16 protein-coding genes are annotated in these 15,674 nt (G+C 64.1%); 11 read left to right on the plus strand and 5 right to left on the minus strand.

Going from position 1 to position 15,674, the window contains the following annotated elements; translation table 11 throughout:
• Positions 1 to 68: 68 nt before the first annotated feature.
• From ACG873_RS11405 to dprA, 4 genes are read left to right on the plus strand one after another with little or no spacing between them, the layout of a single operon-like run.
• The gene (locus ACG873_RS11405) at positions 69 to 1,034 is read left to right on the plus strand and encodes an aspartate carbamoyltransferase catalytic subunit (RefSeq protein WP_394891809.1); all 966 of its coding nucleotides are present in this window, start codon (positions 69 to 71) and stop codon (positions 1,032 to 1,034) included.
• Positions 1,031 to 2,329 carry a dihydroorotase gene (locus ACG873_RS11410; RefSeq protein WP_394891810.1) on the plus strand — a complete coding sequence of 433 codons (1,299 nt, stop codon included), beginning with the start codon at positions 1,031 to 1,033 and terminating at the stop codon, positions 2,327 to 2,329. Before ACG873_RS11405 ends, ACG873_RS11410 begins: the two co-directional genes overlap by 4 nt.
• 24 nt (positions 2,330 to 2,353) lie before the next feature.
• Complete coding sequence (gene plsY, locus ACG873_RS11415; protein WP_394891811.1) at positions 2,354 to 2,944, plus strand: glycerol-3-phosphate 1-O-acyltransferase PlsY; 591 nt, start codon at positions 2,354 to 2,356, stop codon at positions 2,942 to 2,944.
• On the plus strand, positions 2,941 to 4,068 hold the full coding sequence (dprA, locus tag ACG873_RS11420) for a DNA-processing protein DprA (protein WP_394891813.1): 1,128 nt from the start codon (positions 2,941 to 2,943) through the stop codon (positions 4,066 to 4,068). Before plsY ends, dprA begins: the two co-directional genes overlap by 4 nt.
• 7 nt (positions 4,069 to 4,075) lie before the next feature.
• Here dprA and ACG873_RS11425 read toward each other — a convergent pair whose 3' ends face one another.
• From ACG873_RS11425 to ACG873_RS11435, 3 genes are read right to left on the minus strand one after another with little or no spacing between them, the layout of a single operon-like run.
• The gene (locus tag ACG873_RS11425) at positions 4,076 to 4,456 is read right to left on the minus strand and encodes a helix-turn-helix domain-containing protein (protein ID WP_394891815.1); all 381 of its coding nucleotides are present in this window, start codon (positions 4,454 to 4,456) and stop codon (positions 4,076 to 4,078) included.
• Complete coding sequence (locus tag ACG873_RS11430; RefSeq protein WP_394891816.1) at positions 4,446 to 4,769, minus strand: type II toxin-antitoxin system HigB family toxin; 324 nt, start codon at positions 4,767 to 4,769, stop codon at positions 4,446 to 4,448. The genes ACG873_RS11425 and ACG873_RS11430 overlap by 11 nt, the downstream gene beginning before the upstream one ends.
• 38 nt (positions 4,770 to 4,807) lie before the next feature.
• Positions 4,808 to 5,011 carry a hypothetical protein gene (locus ACG873_RS11435; protein WP_394891818.1) on the minus strand — a complete coding sequence of 68 codons (204 nt, stop codon included), beginning with the start codon at positions 5,009 to 5,011 and terminating at the stop codon, positions 4,808 to 4,810.
• Between the two features lie 289 nt (positions 5,012 to 5,300).
• On the opposite strand from ACG873_RS11435, the gene topA reads away from it, so the two are divergent.
• The 6 genes from topA to rpmG all read left to right on the plus strand — a co-directional run bounded on the left by topA (position 5,301) and on the right by rpmG (position 12,979).
• Complete coding sequence (gene topA, locus ACG873_RS11440) at positions 5,301 to 7,922, plus strand: type I DNA topoisomerase (protein WP_394891820.1); 2,622 nt, start codon at positions 5,301 to 5,303, stop codon at positions 7,920 to 7,922.
• A 6-nt stretch (positions 7,923 to 7,928) separates the two neighbouring features.
• Positions 7,929 to 10,259 (plus strand): ribonuclease R, encoded by a 2,331-nt coding sequence (gene rnr, locus ACG873_RS11445; RefSeq protein ID WP_394891821.1) that lies wholly within the window; start codon positions 7,929 to 7,931, stop codon positions 10,257 to 10,259.
• Entirely contained in the window at positions 10,259 to 10,693 is a 435-nt protein-coding gene (locus ACG873_RS11450) for a DUF983 domain-containing protein (RefSeq protein ID WP_394893461.1), read from the plus strand. Before rnr ends, ACG873_RS11450 begins: the two co-directional genes overlap by 1 nt.
• Before the next feature lie 71 nt (positions 10,694 to 10,764).
• The gene (locus ACG873_RS11455) at positions 10,765 to 11,505 is read left to right on the plus strand and encodes an NUDIX hydrolase (RefSeq protein ID WP_394891823.1); all 741 of its coding nucleotides are present in this window, start codon (positions 10,765 to 10,767) and stop codon (positions 11,503 to 11,505) included.
• A 15-nt stretch (positions 11,506 to 11,520) separates the two neighbouring features.
• Positions 11,521 to 12,708 carry an MFS transporter gene (locus ACG873_RS11460; protein ID WP_394891825.1) on the plus strand — a complete coding sequence of 396 codons (1,188 nt, stop codon included), beginning with the start codon at positions 11,521 to 11,523 and terminating at the stop codon, positions 12,706 to 12,708.
• Between the two features lie 103 nt (positions 12,709 to 12,811).
• Positions 12,812 to 12,979 carry a 50S ribosomal protein L33 gene (gene rpmG, locus ACG873_RS11465; RefSeq protein ID WP_006201775.1) on the plus strand — a complete coding sequence of 56 codons (168 nt, stop codon included), beginning with the start codon at positions 12,812 to 12,814 and terminating at the stop codon, positions 12,977 to 12,979.
• Between the two features lie 373 nt (positions 12,980 to 13,352).
• Here the strand turns inward: rpmG and ACG873_RS11470 are convergent, their stop codons facing one another.
• Positions 13,353 to 14,726 (minus strand): PleD family two-component system response regulator, encoded by a 1,374-nt coding sequence (locus tag ACG873_RS11470; protein WP_394891840.1) that lies wholly within the window; start codon positions 14,724 to 14,726, stop codon positions 13,353 to 13,355.
• 34 nt (positions 14,727 to 14,760) lie between these two features.
• Complete coding sequence (locus tag ACG873_RS11475; RefSeq protein ID WP_165030380.1) at positions 14,761 to 15,132, minus strand: response regulator; 372 nt, start codon at positions 15,130 to 15,132, stop codon at positions 14,761 to 14,763.
• Positions 15,133 to 15,371: 239 nt separating this feature from the next.
• On the opposite strand from ACG873_RS11475, the gene ACG873_RS11480 reads away from it, so the two are divergent.
• On the plus strand, positions 15,372 to 15,671 hold the full coding sequence (locus ACG873_RS11480; protein ID WP_394891842.1) for a DUF3572 domain-containing protein: 300 nt from the start codon (positions 15,372 to 15,374) through the stop codon (positions 15,669 to 15,671).
• The last annotated feature ends 3 nt before the right edge of the window (positions 15,672 to 15,674 follow it).

Genomic DNA, 15,674 nt, shown 5'->3' on the forward strand with positions numbered 1-15,674 from the left:
GGGACAACCTTCACAATCGGGGCGCGCCGCTTGCAGCCGACCAAGCCGCGGCCTATAGCACCCCTTTAATGACCGACGCTCCGTCCCTGCCGCTTTATCCGCACCGCCATCTGCTTGGCATAAGGGACCTGTCTCCCGCCGACATCGAGCTTCTGCTCGACCGGGCCGACGCCGCGGTGTCGATCTCCCGGCAGCCCGAGAAAAAAACCTCGACGCTGCGCGGGCGCACCCAGATCAACCTTTTCTACGAAGCCTCGACGCGCACGCAGTCGTCCTTCGAGCTGGCGGGCAAGAGGCTCGGGGCGGATGTTATGAACATGTCGGTGGCAAGCTCTTCGGTGAAGAAGGGCGAAACGCTGATCGATACGGCGATGACGCTGAACGCGATGCGGCCGGATATCTTGATCATCCGTCATCAATCGGCGGGCGCGGCAGCGCTTCTCGCACAGAAGGTCGGCTGCTCGGTGGTCAATGCGGGCGACGGCGCGCACGAGCACCCGACGCAGGCGCTGCTCGACGCGCTGACGATACGCCGCGCCAAGGGGCCGCTGTCAAAGCTGATCGTCGCGATCTGCGGCGACATACTGCATTCGCGCGTCGCCCGCTCGAACATCATCCTGCTCAACGCGCTCGGCGCACAAGTGCGCGTGGTGGCGCCTTCGACTTTGCTTCCATCGGGCATCGAGAAGATGGGCGTTATCGTCGCGCATACCATGGCGGAGGGGCTGAAGGACGCCGACGTGGTGATGATGCTCAGGCTGCAGCGCGAGCGCATGGCGGGCTCTTTCGTGCCGTCGGTGCGCGAATATTTCCACTATTTCGGCCTCGACGCCGAGAAGCTGAAGGCGGCGAAGGATGGCGCGCTGGTGATGCATCCCGGCCCGATGAACCGCGGCGTCGAAATTGCCTCCGAGATCGCCGACGGGCCGCAAAGCGTGATCCAGGAGCAGGTAGAGATGGGGGTCGCGGTTCGCATGGCGGTAATGGAGGCGCTGCTCGACCCGCGCCGCAACCGCGACAGGCATTCGGCATGAGCGTCACGGTCTTTCAGCACGCCCGCATCGTCGACCCGTCGCGAGGCATCGACGAGACCGGCACCGTCATCGTCGACGGCAAGAAGATCGTGGCGGCCGGCGCTTCCGCCTCGAACCAGGGCGCGCCCGAGGGCGCGACCATTGTCGACTGCCGCGGCAAGGCGATCATTCCGGGCCTGATCGACGGGCGGGTGTTCATTGGCGAGCCTGGCGGCGAGCATCGTGAGACGATCGCTTCGGCGAGCCTTGCCGCCGCGGCCGGCGGAGTCACCTCGATCGTCATGATGCCCGACACCGATCCGGTGATCGATAATGTCGCGCTGGTCGAATTCGTGCTGCGGGCAGCGCGCGACACCGCGCTGGTCAATGTTTTTCCGGCGGCGGCAATCACCAAAGGGCTCGAAGGCCGCGAAATGACCGAGTTCGGCCTGATGCGCGAGGCCGGCGCGGTCGCCTTCACCGACGGGCGGCACACAATTTCCAATGCGCTGACCATGCGCCGTGCGCTGACCTATGCCCGCGATTTCGGCGCAGTGGTGGCGCATGAGGCGCAGGACCGCGACCTCGCCTCGTCGGGCGTGATGAACGAGGGGCTTTACGCGAGCTGGCTCGGGCTGCCGGGCATACCCCGCGAGGCTGAGGCGATCCCGCTCGAGCGCGACCTGATGCTGGCGCGGCTGACGCGCGGCGCTTACCACGCGGCGAAAATCTCGACAGCGATGTCGGCGGAAGCCGTGGCGCGGGCCAAGGGCGACGGCACAAATGTTACGGCCGGCGTTTCGATCAACCATCTGTCGCTCAACGAAAACGATGTCGGCGAATACCGCACGTTCTTCCGGCTTTCGCCGCCACTGCGCGCCGAGGATGACCGCCTCGCCATGATCGAGGCGCTGCGGAACGGCACGATCGATATCATCGTTTCCTCGCACGATCCGCAGGATGTCGACACCAAGCGCCTGCCCTTCGCCGATGCCGCCGATGGTGCAATCGGGCTTGAAACGCTGCTCGGCGCGGCACTGCGGCTCTATCATAATGACGAGATCCCGCTGATCAGGCTGATCGAAGCGCTCTCGACCGCGCCGGCAAGACTGTTCGGGCTGCCCGGCGGCCGGCTTTCGCCCGGTGCGCCGGCCGACCTCGCGCTGGTCGATCTCGACGAGCCGTGGATCGTCAGCGAGGCCGGCATCCGCTCGCGCTCGAAAAACACCTGTTTCGAAGGCGCCCGGCTGCAGGGCAAGGTCTTGCAAACGCTGGTTGCGGGCCGCACAGTGTTTTCCGTACAGGCCGGCAACTGAGATCGGTCAAAACCCGGGGACGCCATGTTATACACGCAGTTGCTCGCCGCCCTCGCCTTCGGCTACCTGCTCGGCTCGGTGCCGTTCGGCCTGCTGATCACCCGCGCCGCCGGCCTGGGCGACGTGCGCAACATCGGCTCGGGCAATATCGGCGCGACCAATGTGCTGCGCACCGGCAACAAGGGCCTCGCGGCTTTGACGCTCATCCTCGACGCGCTGAAGGGGACCGCGGCGGTGCTGATCGCCGGGATTTACGGACCGGAGCTTGCGCTCGCCGCCGGGCTCGGCGCGTTCCTGGGACATCTTTTCCCGGTCTGGCTGGGCTTCAAGGGAGGCAAGGGCGTGGCAACCTATCTCGGCGTGCTGGCCGGCCTCGCCTGGAATGTGGCGCTGGTCTTCGCCGCGGCATGGCTCGCGGTGGCGTTAGTCATGCGCTATTCGTCGCTCGCGGCGCTGGTTGCGTCACTCGCGGTTCCGCTCACGCTGTTTTATCTCGGGCTCGTCGACTATGCCGCGCTGTTCGCCGTGATGACGGTGATCGTCTTCATCAAGCACCGAGCCAATATCTCGCGGCTGCTGGCCGGCACCGAGTCGCGCATCGGGGCCAAAGGATGAGCGAGCCCGCCGCCGGTCCCCGCCTTAGCGACCGGCAGCGGCTGAGCTGGCTGAGGCTGATCCGGACTCCCAATGTCGGGCCGGCGACCTTTCGCGACCTGATCAATCGCTTCGGCTCGGCCGAGACCGCGCTGGAGATGCTGCCCGAGCTGATGCTGAACGGCGGCGCGCTGCGCAGCCTGCGCATCCCCTCTGTTACCGAAGCCGAGGCCGAGATGGAAACGGCACGGCGCATGGGCGCGCGCTTCGTCTGCATCGGCGAGGCGGACTATCCGGCGATGCTGCGGCGCATGGACAATCCGCCGCCGCTACTGGCGGTGAAGGGGATTGGCGCGGTATTTTTTCTCCCCGCTGTCGCCATCGTCGGCGCGCGCAACGCTTCGCTGGCCGGCATCAAGATGGCGCGGATGCTCGCCGCCGAGTTGGGCCGCGAGGGCAACGCGATCGTATCCGGCCTGGCGCGCGGTATCGATACGGCGGCGCATCACGGCAGCCTTTCGACCGGCACGATCGGCGTTCTGGCCGGCGGCCTGGATCGACCCTACCCGCCTGAAAACGCCGATCTCTGCGACGAGATCGCCGCGAATGGCGGCGCGGTTGTTTCTGAAATGCCGTTCGGCTGGGAGCCGCGCGCGCAGGATTTTCCACGCCGCAACCGCATCGTCGCCGGCATGGCGCTGGGTCTCGTGGTGGTGGAGGCAGCCAAGCGCTCCGGGTCGCTGATCAGCGCAAGGCTCGCGGGCGAAATGGGACGGCTGGTTTTTGCCGTGCCCGGCTCGCCGCTCGATCCGCGCGCAGCCGGCGCAAACGGGCTTTTGAAGGACGGGGCGATCCTCGTCACCGAAACCGCGGACATCATCGAGGCGCTTGCGCCGCTTACCGGCAGGCCAGTTCAGCCGGCCGTTCAACTGGAGGAGCCGCCGGATTTCTCCGCCACGCCGCCGCCCGGCGACGACGACCGCGCCCGCGTCGTCGAAGCGCTCGGGCCGACGCCGACCATAATCGATGAACTGATCCGCCATACCGGACTGCATCCGGCGCAGATGTTCATGATCCTTTTGGAACTCGATCTTGCCGGACGCCTGGAGCGCCACGCGGGCGGGACGGTTTCGCTGGTCGGGTAAGTTTCAGTTAAGCCGCCTCGTCTTCACGGCTGGGGCGTATCAGGACATCGGCTGAAATGCCGAGTTTCTCGTTCAGACGCCGGATCATTTCGATCGAGAGGCCGCGTTTGCGGTTCAGAACCTCGGCGACGCGAGCGCGCGTGCCGATCAGAGGTTCAAGATCCTTGCGAGTCAGCCCCTGCTGCTCCATGCGGAACAGGATTGCCTCGATCGGATCGGGCGGATCGATGGGGTGCATTCTGGTCTCGTAAGCTTCGATGAGCGTCGCCAGCACGTCAAGCCGATCGCCATCAGGCGCGCCGCTTTTTGCTCCCCAAAGACGGCCGACCTCCGCCAGCGCCTCATCATAATCTGCTTCCGTGCGGATCGGCTTCAACTCAATCGTCATGCTGCACCTCCGTCACATCGATCCGGTCGTAGGCTTTGTGTGTTCCAATCCATTTGATCCACACGATCGACTTTTCAAAGTCGACAGCCACGACGAGACGATAATCATTGCCCTTAATGTTGAAGACGATCCTTTCGCCGCTGACGATACTTGCAGTTGCATAAAGCCGTCTTACATCCGCTGAACTCGTCCAATTCGCCTTGCTGACCTCATCAAACCAGGCGTCCAGCGCGCCCTTTACCGCCGGCTGATCCTTACGCCCTTCGAGGCTATCAACGAAAGCGCGCAGGGTCCGCCGGGCAATGATCCTCATTCAGCGAACTTACCACGATCCCATTATGGGAGCAATGTTCACGCGGCGCTGTTTCGTTTGTCGCGGCCGATCCGTGGCGGCCGCTCGCCGCGGATGATTTCTCCCGCTTCCAGGAATGCCATCTCGATCAGATAGGCAAGCATGTCGCAGCGCTCGTTCTCGGCCATCACGCGCAACTGGCCGAGCATGGACTGCATGTACTCAAGCGTTTCAGTGCGTTTCCTGTTGTCGTTGTGGCGCATGCCCAGTGCTCCTCGTCAGCCGGCAGGTCAAACAGCCGCCAACTTCCCTCCCCGCCCCGGCCGGCGAAATCCGCCAGACCTAGGTCGCATGAAGCTTAGCTAATTTACTTAAAGTTGCAAGAAATTAACGTGTATCGCGCAGGTTGCAACAGGTAGCGGACGGCACGAATTTCGGTCCATCCCCTTGACCGGACCGAAAACCGCGGCCATGTGACGGAGCCAATCGACAAGCTACCCGTCGCGCGCAGCGGTTTTTCTTCTCGCGCCACTCAGGAAAATACGAGCGCACATGGACGTCGTCGTCGTCGAATCGCCGGCAAAAGCGAAAACGATCAACAAATATCTTGGACGGAACTACAAGGTTCTGGCCTCCTACGGGCACGTCCGCGACCTGCCCGCCAAGGACGGCTCGGTGAGGCCCGACGACGATTTCGCGATGTCCTGGGCGGTCGACGGGCCGTCAGCCAAACGCCTTACCGAAATCGCCAACGCAGTGAGGGCGGCGGACGGGTTGATCCTTGCTACCGACCCGGACAGGGAGGGCGAGGCGATTTCCTGGCACGTGCTGGAGGTGCTGAAGCAGAAGCGGGCGCTGAAGGACAAGCCGGTCAGCCGCGTGGTATTCAACGCCATCACCAAGCAATCCGTGCTGGACGCCATGGCCAATCCGCGCCAGATCGATGCACCGTTGGTCGACGCCTACCTGGCGCGCCGCGCGCTCGACTATCTGGTCGGCTTCACGCTGTCTCCCGTGCTGTGGCGCAAGCTGCCCGGCGCGCGGTCTGCGGGCCGCGTGCAGTCGGTGGCGCTCAGGCTGGTCTGTGATCGCGAATCCGAGATCGAACGGTTTGTCCGCGAGGAATTCTGGCAGGTCGCGGCCATTCTCGATACGCCGCGCCGGGAAAGATTCGAGGCGCGGCTGACCGCCTTCGACGGCAAGAAGCTGCAGAAGCTCGACATTTCCTCCAAGGCGCAGGCCGACGACATCAAGACGATGCTGGAGGGCGCGAGCTTCAAGGCGCTGTCGGTCGAGGCAAAGCCCACCAAGCGCAATCCCGGACCGCCCTTCACCACCTCGACGCTGCAGCAGGCGGCCTCGTCGCAACTCGGCTTTTCCGCGGTGCGCACCATGCAGGTGGCGCAGCGGCTCTATGAGGGCATGGATATCGGCGGCGAGGCCGCCGGTCTCATCACCTACATGCGAACCGACGGCGTACAGATGGCGCCCGAAGCGCTGGCGGAAGCGCGCAAGGCGATCGTCAAGGAATTCGGCGACAAATACCTGCCGGAAAAGCCGCGCTACTATTCGGCCAAGGCCAAGAACGCGCAGGAGGCGCACGAGGCGATCCGCCCGACGGATTTTTCGCGCAATCCCGCCGCGATGCGCAAATATCTGGATGCCGACCAGGCGCGGCTCTATGAGATGATCTGGAAGCGCGCCATCGCCAGCCAGATGCAGCCGGCCGAGATCGAGCGCACCACGGTCGAGGTCGAGGCGACGAATGGCGGCCGGGTCGCCGGCCTGCGCGCGGTGGGCTCGGTGGTCCGCTTCGACGGCTTCATCGCCGCCTATACCGAACAGAAGGACGAGGATTCGGAGGACGAGGAAAACAAGCGCCTGCCTGAGATCCGGGCGGGCGAGCAGCTTCAGCGCGACGCGATCCTCGCCACTCAGCACACGACCGAGCCGCCGCCGCGCTATTCGGAAGCGACGCTAATCAAGAAGATGGAAGAACTCGGCATCGGCCGGCCCTCGACCTATACGGCGATCCTGAAGACGCTTGAGGACCGCGAATACGTCACCATCGACAAGCGCCGGCTGGTGCCGCACTCGAAGGGCCGGCTTCTGACCGGATTCCTCGAAAACTTCTTCGAGAAATATGTCGAGTATGATTTCACGGCCTCGCTGGAGGAGAAGCTCGACGAGATTTCCGACGGCAAGCTCGCCTGGAAAGACGTGCTGCGCGACTTCTGGAAGGATTTTTCGGCGTCCGTCGAGGACATCAAGGAACTGCGCGTCACCGACGTGCTTGACGCGCTGAACGAAGAACTGGCGCCGCTGGTGTTTCCCGCGCGCGAAGACGGCTCCAATCCGCGCATCTGCCCGAAATGCGGCACCGGCAATTTGTCGCTGAAGCTCGGCAAATACGGCGCCTTCGTCGGCTGCTCCAACTATCCCGAATGCGGCTACACGCGGCAGCTCGGCGAGGCGGCCAATGGCGATGGCGAGAGCATCGAAGGCGAAAACGGCACGAAGGCGCTCGGCAAGGACCCTTACACGTCCGAAGAGATCACGCTGCGCAGCGGCCGCTTCGGCCCATATATTCAGCGCGGCGAAGGCAAGGAGGCCAAGCGCTCGAGCTTGCCGAAGGGGTGGACGCCGGATTCGATCGACCACGAAAAGGCGCTGGCACTGCTTTCCCTGCCGCGCGACGTCGGCAAGCACCCCGAAAGCGGCAAGATGATCTCCGCCGGGCTCGGCCGCTACGGGCCGTTCGTGCTGCATGACGGCACCTACGCGAACCTCGAAAGCATCGAGGACGTGTTCTCGATCGGCCTCAACCGGGCAGTTTCGGTGATCGCCGAAAAGCAGTCCAAGGGCAGAGGCGGCCGGAACGGCGGCACGCCGGCGGCGTTGAAGGATCTCGGAGAGCATCCGAACGGCGGCGGATCGATCACCGTGCGCGACGGCAAATACGGCCCCTATGTCAATTTCGGCAAGGTCAATGCGACGCTGCCGAAAGGTAAGGATCCGATGTCCGTCACGGTCGAGGATGCGGTGGCGCTGATCGCCGAGAAGGAAGCCAAGGGCGGCGGCAGGAAGCCCGCGCGTGGCGCCAAGGCCGCCACGAAAAAACCGGCGGCGAAGAAATCCGCGGCCAAGAAGCCGGCGTCGAAGAAAAAGGACTAGGTCAACTTGGCGAGAAGCATTCCCGGAAGCAAGGGCGGCGGCGGGAAAACCCGCTCCTCCGACACGCCTGCCTCCGGAAGCGCTGCCCGCGATTTCCGCCCGTCGCGCGACGATATCCTTCGCTACATCGCCTCCAATCCTGAAAAGAGCGGCAAGCGCGACATCGCCAAGGCATACTCGCTGAAGGGCGAGGACCGCTTGTGGCTGAAGGATCTGCTGCGCGACCTGCAGGATGAGGGGCTTTTGACCAAGGACCGCAAGCGGCTGATCCGCCGTGGCGCCCTGCCCCATGTCGTGGTGCTCGACATCTTTTCGCGAGATGCCGAAGGCGGGCTCCTGGCGCGGCCGGCAGAGCGCGCGACCGAGGACGACGAGTTCAATCCGATCGTGTCGATCAAGCAGCGCCGCGACGCAAGCGGACCGGCGCCAGGCGTCGGCGATCGTGTGCTCGCCAAGACATTCCCGACCAACGATCCGACAGGCCCGGCCTATACGGCGCGGGTGATGAAAGTATTCGACCGGCAGCGCGAGGCGGTGCTGGGCGTGCTGCGGGTCGGGCACGACGGCACGTTCCGCATCGAGCCCGTCGAGCGGCGGCAGACCGAACTGGTCGTCGAGGCGGAATTCCTGAACGACGCCAAGCCGGGCGACCTGGTCGAGGTAGAGCCGGTGCGCGCCGGCCGCTACGGCCTGCCGCGCGCCAAGGTGCTGACGGTGGTCGGCTCGCTGAACAGCGAGAAGGCGGTCTCGATGATCGCAATCCACGCCCACGAGATCCCGCATATTTTCCCAAAGGACGTGATTGCGGAATCCGAGGCGGTGAAGCCAGCCAGCCTCGCTGGCCGCGAGGATTGGCGCGACCTGCCGCTGATCACCATCGACCCGGCCGACGCAAAGGATCACGATGACGCGGTGTTCGCCGAGCCGGACAGCGACGAGAAAAACCCCGGCGGCGTGGTGGCGACCGTGGCGATCGCCGATGTCGCCGCCTATGTGCGCTCGGGCACCGCGCTCGACCGCGAGGCGCTGAAGCGCGGCAATTCGGTGTATTTTCCGGACCGCGTCGTACCGATGCTGCCGGAGCGTATCTCCAACGACCTCTGCTCGCTCAAGGAAAAGGTCGACCGGCCGGCGCTCGCCGTTCGCATGGTTTTCGCTGCTGACGGCCGCAAGATCCGCCACTCCTTCCATCGCATCATGATGCGCTCGGTGGCGCGCCTCGCCTACCGGCAGGCGCAGGCCGCGATCGACGGCGCGCCTGACGAGACTACCGAACCGATCCTTGAAACCATCCTGAAGCCGCTCTGGGCGGCCTATGAAGTTCTGAAGCGCGGCCGCAACGCCCGCCAGCCACTGGAACTCGACCTGCCCGAGCGAAAGATCCTGCTCAAGCCCGACGGCACGGTCGACCGCGTCATCGTCCCCGATCGTCTCGACGCCCATAAGCTGATCGAAGAATTCATGATCCAGGCCAATGTCGCGGCGGCCGAGACGCTGGAGGCCAAGAAGCAGTTGCTGGTCTATCGCGTCCACGACGCCCCGTCGCTGGCCAAGCAGGAATCGCTGCGCGAGTTTCTGCAGACGATCGGATTGTCGCTGGCGCGCGGCGCACAGCTGAAGCCCGCCCAGTTCAACGGCATTCTCGCGCGCGTGCGCGGCGAGGACAATGAAGCCCTGGTCAACGAGGTGGTGCTGCGCTCGCAGAGCCAGGCGATCTACTCGCCGGAAAACCTCGGCCATTTCGGCCTCAACCTGCGGCGCTACGCGCATTTCACCTCGCCGATCCGCCGCTATTCGGATCTGATCGTGCACCGCGCGCTGATCGGAGCGCTCGGGCTCGGCAAGGACGGGCTGACGCGAAGCGAGGAAGAGCGGCTGGAGGACACTTCGGCGCTGATTTCCGCCACCGAGCGCCGCGCCATGGCCGCCGAGCGCGACACGGTCGACCGGCTGATCGCCGCCTATCTCGCCGAGCGGCTCAACGACACGTTCGACGCCCGCGTTTCCGGCGTCACCAGGGCCGGGTTGTTTGTCCAATTGCCGCAGTACGGCGCCGACGGCTTTATTCCTGTGTCATCTCTCGAAGGCGACTACTATATATTCGACGAAGCCGCCCGTTCGCTCTTCGGCGAACGCACGGGCAAGGGCTTTCAGCTTGCAGATCGAGTCGAGGTCCGCCTGGTCGAGGTCGCGCCGCTGGCAGGAGCCATGCGCTTTGAGATGCTGACCGATCCAAAACCCCTGCCAGGATCGAAGCGGTCGTTTCACAAGGCGAAGGGCCAGAGATCGCGGACCCGCGCATCGCAACCGCGCGGAGGCTCCAACAGGAGACGATGATGGAACAACAGGTATTCGGCGGCGTACATCACACCGGCCGGCCGGCAAGGCCCCTGTGGGAGGCGATGAAGCGCGGCTTTCTCGGGCGCTGCCCGCATTGCGGCGAAGGAAAGCTGTTCTCGTCGTTCCTGACGACCGTGGAGCGCTGCGAGCATTGCGGCGAGGAGATGCACCACCACCGCGCCGACGATCTGCCCGCCTATCTGGTCATCGTCATCGTCGGCCACATCGTCATCGGCGCGTTCATGAGCATCGAAGCGACAAGCACGCTTTCAACCTGGCAGCATCTCGCCATATGGGTGCCGCTGACTATCATTTCCGCGCTCGCGCTGCTGCGACCGATCAAGGGCGCTGTCATCGGCCTGCAATGGGCATACTACATGCATGGCTTTGGCGGCGAAGAGGACCGCATCGAAACGCATCCCGAGGCATAAGCCGCGGGCTGGAACAACCCTCGATCGGCTGGAGCAATTCCGTCCGGCCAGACGCCGCGGTAAGGTTTCGAATGGACGGAATGACCAGATCGCAAGTCGACAAGGCGGAATCGAAGGATTTCGCGCTCGGCAAGGGACCGTTGCGGCCGCGCGATGCGGCAACTCTCATTCTGCTCGACAGAGAGGACGGCGGGTTTCGTGTATTGATGGGCCGCCGCCATTCGCGCCACGCCTTCATGCCCGGCAAGTTCGTGTTCCCGGGCGGCCGCACCGATCCGGCCGACAGCCGCGTTCCCGTCGCGGAAAGCCTTCATCCCGACGAGGAAGCCAAGCTGGCCGGCGCGCCGGGGCGCACCAGCCCTGCCCGCGCCCGCGCCATCGCCATGTCGGCGATACGCGAAACCTACGAGGAGGCCGGCCTGCTGATCGGCCGCAAAGGTCCGTTCGACACGACCAAGCCGGACTGGCAGGGCTTTGTCGAGCACGGCGTTCAGCCCTCGCTTGATGTCCTGCGCTTCGTCGCCCGTGCGATAACCCCGCCCGGACGAGTGCGCCGCTTCGATACGCGCTTCCTGGCGGCGTGGCGAAGCGACGTTGCGGTCGAACTTGCCGATGGCGGGCCGACCAACGAACTCGAGGAGCTTGTCTGGCTGCCGCTTGGCGAGGCCAAGGAGGCGGATGTGCCGGTCATAACCAGGACTGTTCTCGACGAACTCGAAAAGCGGCTGGCGCATGATCCGCTGCTGCACCCGGGCGGGCAGGTTCCTTTCTACCGCATGATCCGCAACCGCTTCATCCGCGACGTCCTCTAACTTTCCCAAACAAAAATGTCCGAGACCATTCCAAAGCAGGCCGAAGACGTGCGCATGCGCTGGCTGTCGATCTCGGCCGCCATTGCCTCGATCAGTGTCGTCGGCATCGCCATCGGGCTCGGCATGCCGCTGCTCAGCATCATTCTTGAAACGCGCGGCCACTCGGCGAGCATGATCGGCCTCAACACCGCGGTCGCCGGCCTCGCATCTATCGCGGCGGCGCCGCTTGCAACCCCGCTGGCGGTGCGCTTTGGCGTCGTCTGGACAATGCTGGCGATGATCGTCGCCGGCGCGCTCGCCTTTGTCGGCTTCTATTTCGCCACCGCCTTCTGGATGTGGTTTCCGCTGCGAGTGGTCCTTCACATGGCGCTGACCGTGCTTTTCATCCTGTCCGAATTCTGGATCAGCACCTCGGCGCCGCCTGAAAAGCGCGGCTTCGTGCTCGGCATCTATGCGACCGTGCTGTCGCTCGGCTTCGCGGCCGGTCCCTGGCTGTTCTCGCAGATGGGCAGCAGCGGCTTTCTTCCTTTCGGCGCGGTCTTCGTGCTGGTTATGCTGGCCACGATTCCGGTGCTGGCTGCGTGGCGCGAAAGCCCGAAAATCATCGTCGACGGCGACGGGTCGCGCGACTTCTTCCGCTATATCTGGCTGGTGCCGACCGCGACCGCCGCGGTGCTGGTTTTCGGCGCAGTGGAGACCGGCGGCTTCGCGCTGTTTCCGGTCTATGGCAACCGCATCGGCTATTCGGAGGCCGACGCGGCGCTGCTCCTCACCATGATCGGGCTCGGCAACGTCTTCATGCAAATCCCGCTCGGCATGATCAGCGACCGCATTCGCGACCGCCGGCATCTGCTGCTCGCCTGCGCGACGGTTGGGCTTGCCGGCATGATCGTGCTGCCGCTCGTCTCGGGCAATTGGCATCTGATGGCGGCGCTGCTGTTCGTCTGGGGCGGCGTGGTGGCGGCGCTCTACACGATCGGGCTGGCGCATCTTGGCTCACGGCTTTCCGGCCACGACCTGGCCAATGCCAATGCCGCCTTCGTGCTCTGCTACGGGCTCGGAATGGTGCTGGGGCCGCAGGCGATCGGGATAGGCATGGATCTCGTCGGAACCGACGGCTTCGGCTGGTCGCTGGCGCTGTTCTTCGCGGCCTACATCGTTCTGGCCGCCAGCCGCATCGCCGCGAGCCGACGTCGGGCTTGACATTCCGGCAACGTTCTTTATGTGTCGCGCCAAGTTTTCCGCGTCCGGGTGATCGCCCGTGTTTCGCCGGCTCGAACTCCAGACACATTAACGGACGAAAATCATGGCCAAAGCCGCAAACATCAAGATCAAGCTTCTGTCGACCGCCGATACCGGATTCTTCTACGTGACCAGCAAGAACAGCCGCACCAAGACGGACAAGCTGTCCTTCCGCAAGTACGATCCGGTCGCCAAGAAGCACGTCGAATTCAAGGAAACGAAGATCAAGTAATCTTCGTCCTGAACTTGAGCATGCAAAGCCGCCTTCGGGCGGCTTTTTTGTTGGCCGGGACCGGGCAGTTTTGCGAATGCGGAGGCTTTGCGGGAAAAGGGGGCCGGCCAGCGATCTGACAGCGGTACGAGGAGGCCACTATGTGTCAGTGCCGGCCGGCCAACCCCATGGACCCAGGAGATGCGGCGGACCTGAGCATCATGGGGTATCTACTTGCGCCGTGGCACGTCCCTCGCACCGGCGCCATTTCCAGCAGACATTTGCGCAAGAGCTTTTAAAAATCAATAGTTTCTTAACCAAGCCTGCCGAATCGCTTGGATTAAGGTAAATTATCATCGGCTGCGGCTTGCCTTTACCCGCTTGGGCGACCGGCTCAGGCGGCTTTGGCAACCACACGGTTGCGGCCTGCGGTCTTGGCCTCGTAAAGCGCTACGTCGGCCCGTTTCATCAGCGCTTCGACCGTGTCCATCCCGCGCTTCAGCGACGAGACGCCAACGCTTACCGTGACGTCCATCGACTGGCCCGACTTGCCGATCGGAAACGGCGTCTGCGCGATCTCGGCGCGAATGCGTTCGGCCACCTTTTCGGCAACCTCGCCATCGGTATCCGGCATGACGACGACGAACTCCTCGCCGCCGAAGCGGCAGGCCAGATCGATGCCGCGCACATTCTTGCGCAGCCGCCTGGCGAATTCGCGCAGCACATCGTCGCCGCCGTCATGGCCGTGCGTATCGTTGATCAGCTTGAAGCGGTCGAGATCGGTGATCATCACCGAAAGCGGCCGCCGTCGCGCCACCGCGCGGTCGAAGAGCGTCTGCAGATGGCTGTCGAGGTAGCGGCGGTTGTGCAAACCGGTCAACCCGTCGGTTACCGCCATCTCGATGGTCTGGGTGACGCTGGCACGCAAATGGTCGTTGTAACGCTTGCGCAGGACCTGCGTGCGCAGCCGCGCCGTCAGTTCCTGCTGGTCGATCGGCCGGATCAGATAGTCATTGATGCCGAGTTCGAGGCCGCGGATGAGGCGCTCATCCTCACCCTCCTCGGCAAGCAGGATGATCGGCAGGAAGCGCGTGCGGTCGAGTGAGCGCAATTGCGAACAGAGCCTCAGCGGATCGAAATCCGCAAACGAAGTGGAGACGATGGCGCATTCATAGGGTTCTTCCGCCGCCTGGAAGAAGCCGGCATGCGGGTCGGTGGCGATATCGAGGTCGGCCGTGTTGCGCAGCATCTTCCTGATGCGATCGCAGGACGATTGGCGTTCGTCGATCAGGAGCACCTTCGGCCGCGTCTCCTCGGCGGCGGGCTTGCGGCTCAAAAGTTCTTCTATGCCGATATTGCGCGTCGTCGAGGCGCGCAGGCGCAATTCGTCCGTGAGCATCTTCAGCCGGACCAGACTTTTCACGCGGGTCATCAGCTGGAGGTCGTTGACCGGCTTGGTCAGAAAATCGTCGGCGCCGGCCTCGAGGCCGCGGACGCGGTCGGAAACCTGGTCGAGCGCCGTGATCATCACCACGGGGATGTGCGAAGTGGCGGGGTCGTTCTTCAGCCGCCTGCAGACCTCGAAGCCGTCCATGCCGGGCATCATGACGTCGAGCAGCACGACGTCGACCTTGCCGTTCTCGCAGGTTTCGATGGCGTCCGGACCGCTGGTCGCGGTCAGCACGTCGAAATACTCGGCCAGCAGCCGCACCTCGAGCAGCTTCACATTGGCCGGAATGTCGTCGACGACGAGGATGCGCGCGGTCATTCTGCGTGAGCTCCGGGGCGGGATCTTTTGGGCATCAGGCGTCGCCCAGGTAGGATTTTATCGTTTCGACGAAGCGCGGCACCGAGATCGGCTTCGAGATATAGGCCTCGCAGCCGCCCTGGCGGATGCGCTCCTCGTCGCCTTTCATGGCGAAGGCGGTGACGGCGATGACTGGAATGGTGTGAAGATCGTCGTCCTCCTTCAGCCACTTGGTCACTTCGAGGCCGGAGACTTCAGGCAGCTGGATATCCATCAGGATCAGGTCCGGCTTGTGCAGACGCGCCAGATCCAGCGCCTCGAGGCCGTTGCGGGTGCGCACGGTCTCGTAGCCGCTGGCCTCTATCAGGTCGCGAAAGAGCTTCATGTTCAGCTCGTTGTCCTCGACGATCATCACTTTCTTGGTCATAGAATTCCCGTCCCGATCGCTGCTTTCGCATCCGCGACCAACATGCACCCGCCAAGGTGCACCAAACCCCGTCGCAAGGCTAACCCAAGATGATTGACGAAACGGAAACCGGCATGCCGAAACACATCGGGTTTTTTCTTCGTCGGTGACGGCTGGGCGCTTGGCCGGCGGCCTTGCCGGGCGCCACGGTTGCGGATACTGCGGAGTAGAATTTTCATTGTAACCTCAAGAAAGCCAAGATGGCTAACAGCGACTTAACACGCCAGAACGCCGAAACGATCGCCATAGAGGCGCTGGGCTTCGTGGCCGCCGACCCGGAGCTCCTGCCGCGCTTCCTGGCGATCACCGGCATCGAGGCGCAGTCGATACGCGAGGCGGCGCGCGAGCCGGGATTTTTGGCCGGCGTGCTGCAGTTCATCCTGGCGCACGAGCCGACTCTGATGAAATTTTCCGAAGCATCCGGCCTCGCCCCGGCAACCGTCGCCGGCGCGCTGCGCCGGCTGCCGCTTGGCGACGACAGCCACGACATCTCGACCTGAGCC

Origin of the sequence: Allomesorhizobium aridi (genome assembly GCF_043769475.1) — a bacterium.
Lineage (GTDB): Bacteria > Pseudomonadota > Alphaproteobacteria > Rhizobiales > Rhizobiaceae > Allomesorhizobium.

What these genes read in the sequence shown, in the direction of transcription:
- ACG873_RS11410 (WP_394891810.1), top strand. Translation starts at nt 1,031, where the DNA reads ATGAGCGTCACGGTCTTTCAGCACGCCCGCATCGTCGACCCGTCGCGA.
- ACG873_RS11450 (WP_394893461.1), top strand. Translation starts at nt 10,259, where the DNA reads ATGGAACAACAGGTATTCGGCGGCGTACATCACACCGGCCGGCCGGCA.
- ACG873_RS11470 (WP_394891840.1), bottom strand. Translation starts at nt 14,726, where the DNA reads ATGACCGCGCGCATCCTCGTCGTCGACGACATTCCGGCCAATGTGAAG.
- ACG873_RS11455 (WP_394891823.1), top strand. Translation starts at nt 10,765, where the DNA reads ATGGACGGAATGACCAGATCGCAAGTCGACAAGGCGGAATCGAAGGAT.
- topA (WP_394891820.1), top strand. Translation starts at nt 5,301, where the DNA reads ATGGACGTCGTCGTCGTCGAATCGCCGGCAAAAGCGAAAACGATCAAC.
- ACG873_RS11475 (WP_165030380.1), bottom strand. Translation starts at nt 15,132, where the DNA reads ATGACCAAGAAAGTGATGATCGTCGAGGACAACGAGCTGAACATGAAG.
- ACG873_RS11480 (WP_394891842.1), top strand. Translation starts at nt 15,372, where the DNA reads ATGGCTAACAGCGACTTAACACGCCAGAACGCCGAAACGATCGCCATA.
- ACG873_RS11425 (WP_394891815.1), bottom strand. Translation starts at nt 4,456, where the DNA reads ATGACGATTGAGTTGAAGCCGATCCGCACGGAAGCAGATTATGATGAG.
- ACG873_RS11460 (WP_394891825.1), top strand. Translation starts at nt 11,521, where the DNA reads ATGTCCGAGACCATTCCAAAGCAGGCCGAAGACGTGCGCATGCGCTGG.
- ACG873_RS11405 (WP_394891809.1), top strand. Translation starts at nt 69, where the DNA reads ATGACCGACGCTCCGTCCCTGCCGCTTTATCCGCACCGCCATCTGCTT.
- rpmG (WP_006201775.1), top strand. Translation starts at nt 12,812, where the DNA reads ATGGCCAAAGCCGCAAACATCAAGATCAAGCTTCTGTCGACCGCCGAT.
- ACG873_RS11430 (WP_394891816.1), bottom strand. Translation starts at nt 4,769, where the DNA reads ATGAGGATCATTGCCCGGCGGACCCTGCGCGCTTTCGTTGATAGCCTC.
- plsY (WP_394891811.1), top strand. Translation starts at nt 2,354, where the DNA reads ATGTTATACACGCAGTTGCTCGCCGCCCTCGCCTTCGGCTACCTGCTC.
- dprA (WP_394891813.1), top strand. Translation starts at nt 2,941, where the DNA reads ATGAGCGAGCCCGCCGCCGGTCCCCGCCTTAGCGACCGGCAGCGGCTG.
- ACG873_RS11435 (WP_394891818.1), bottom strand. Translation starts at nt 5,011, where the DNA reads ATGCGCCACAACGACAACAGGAAACGCACTGAAACGCTTGAGTACATG.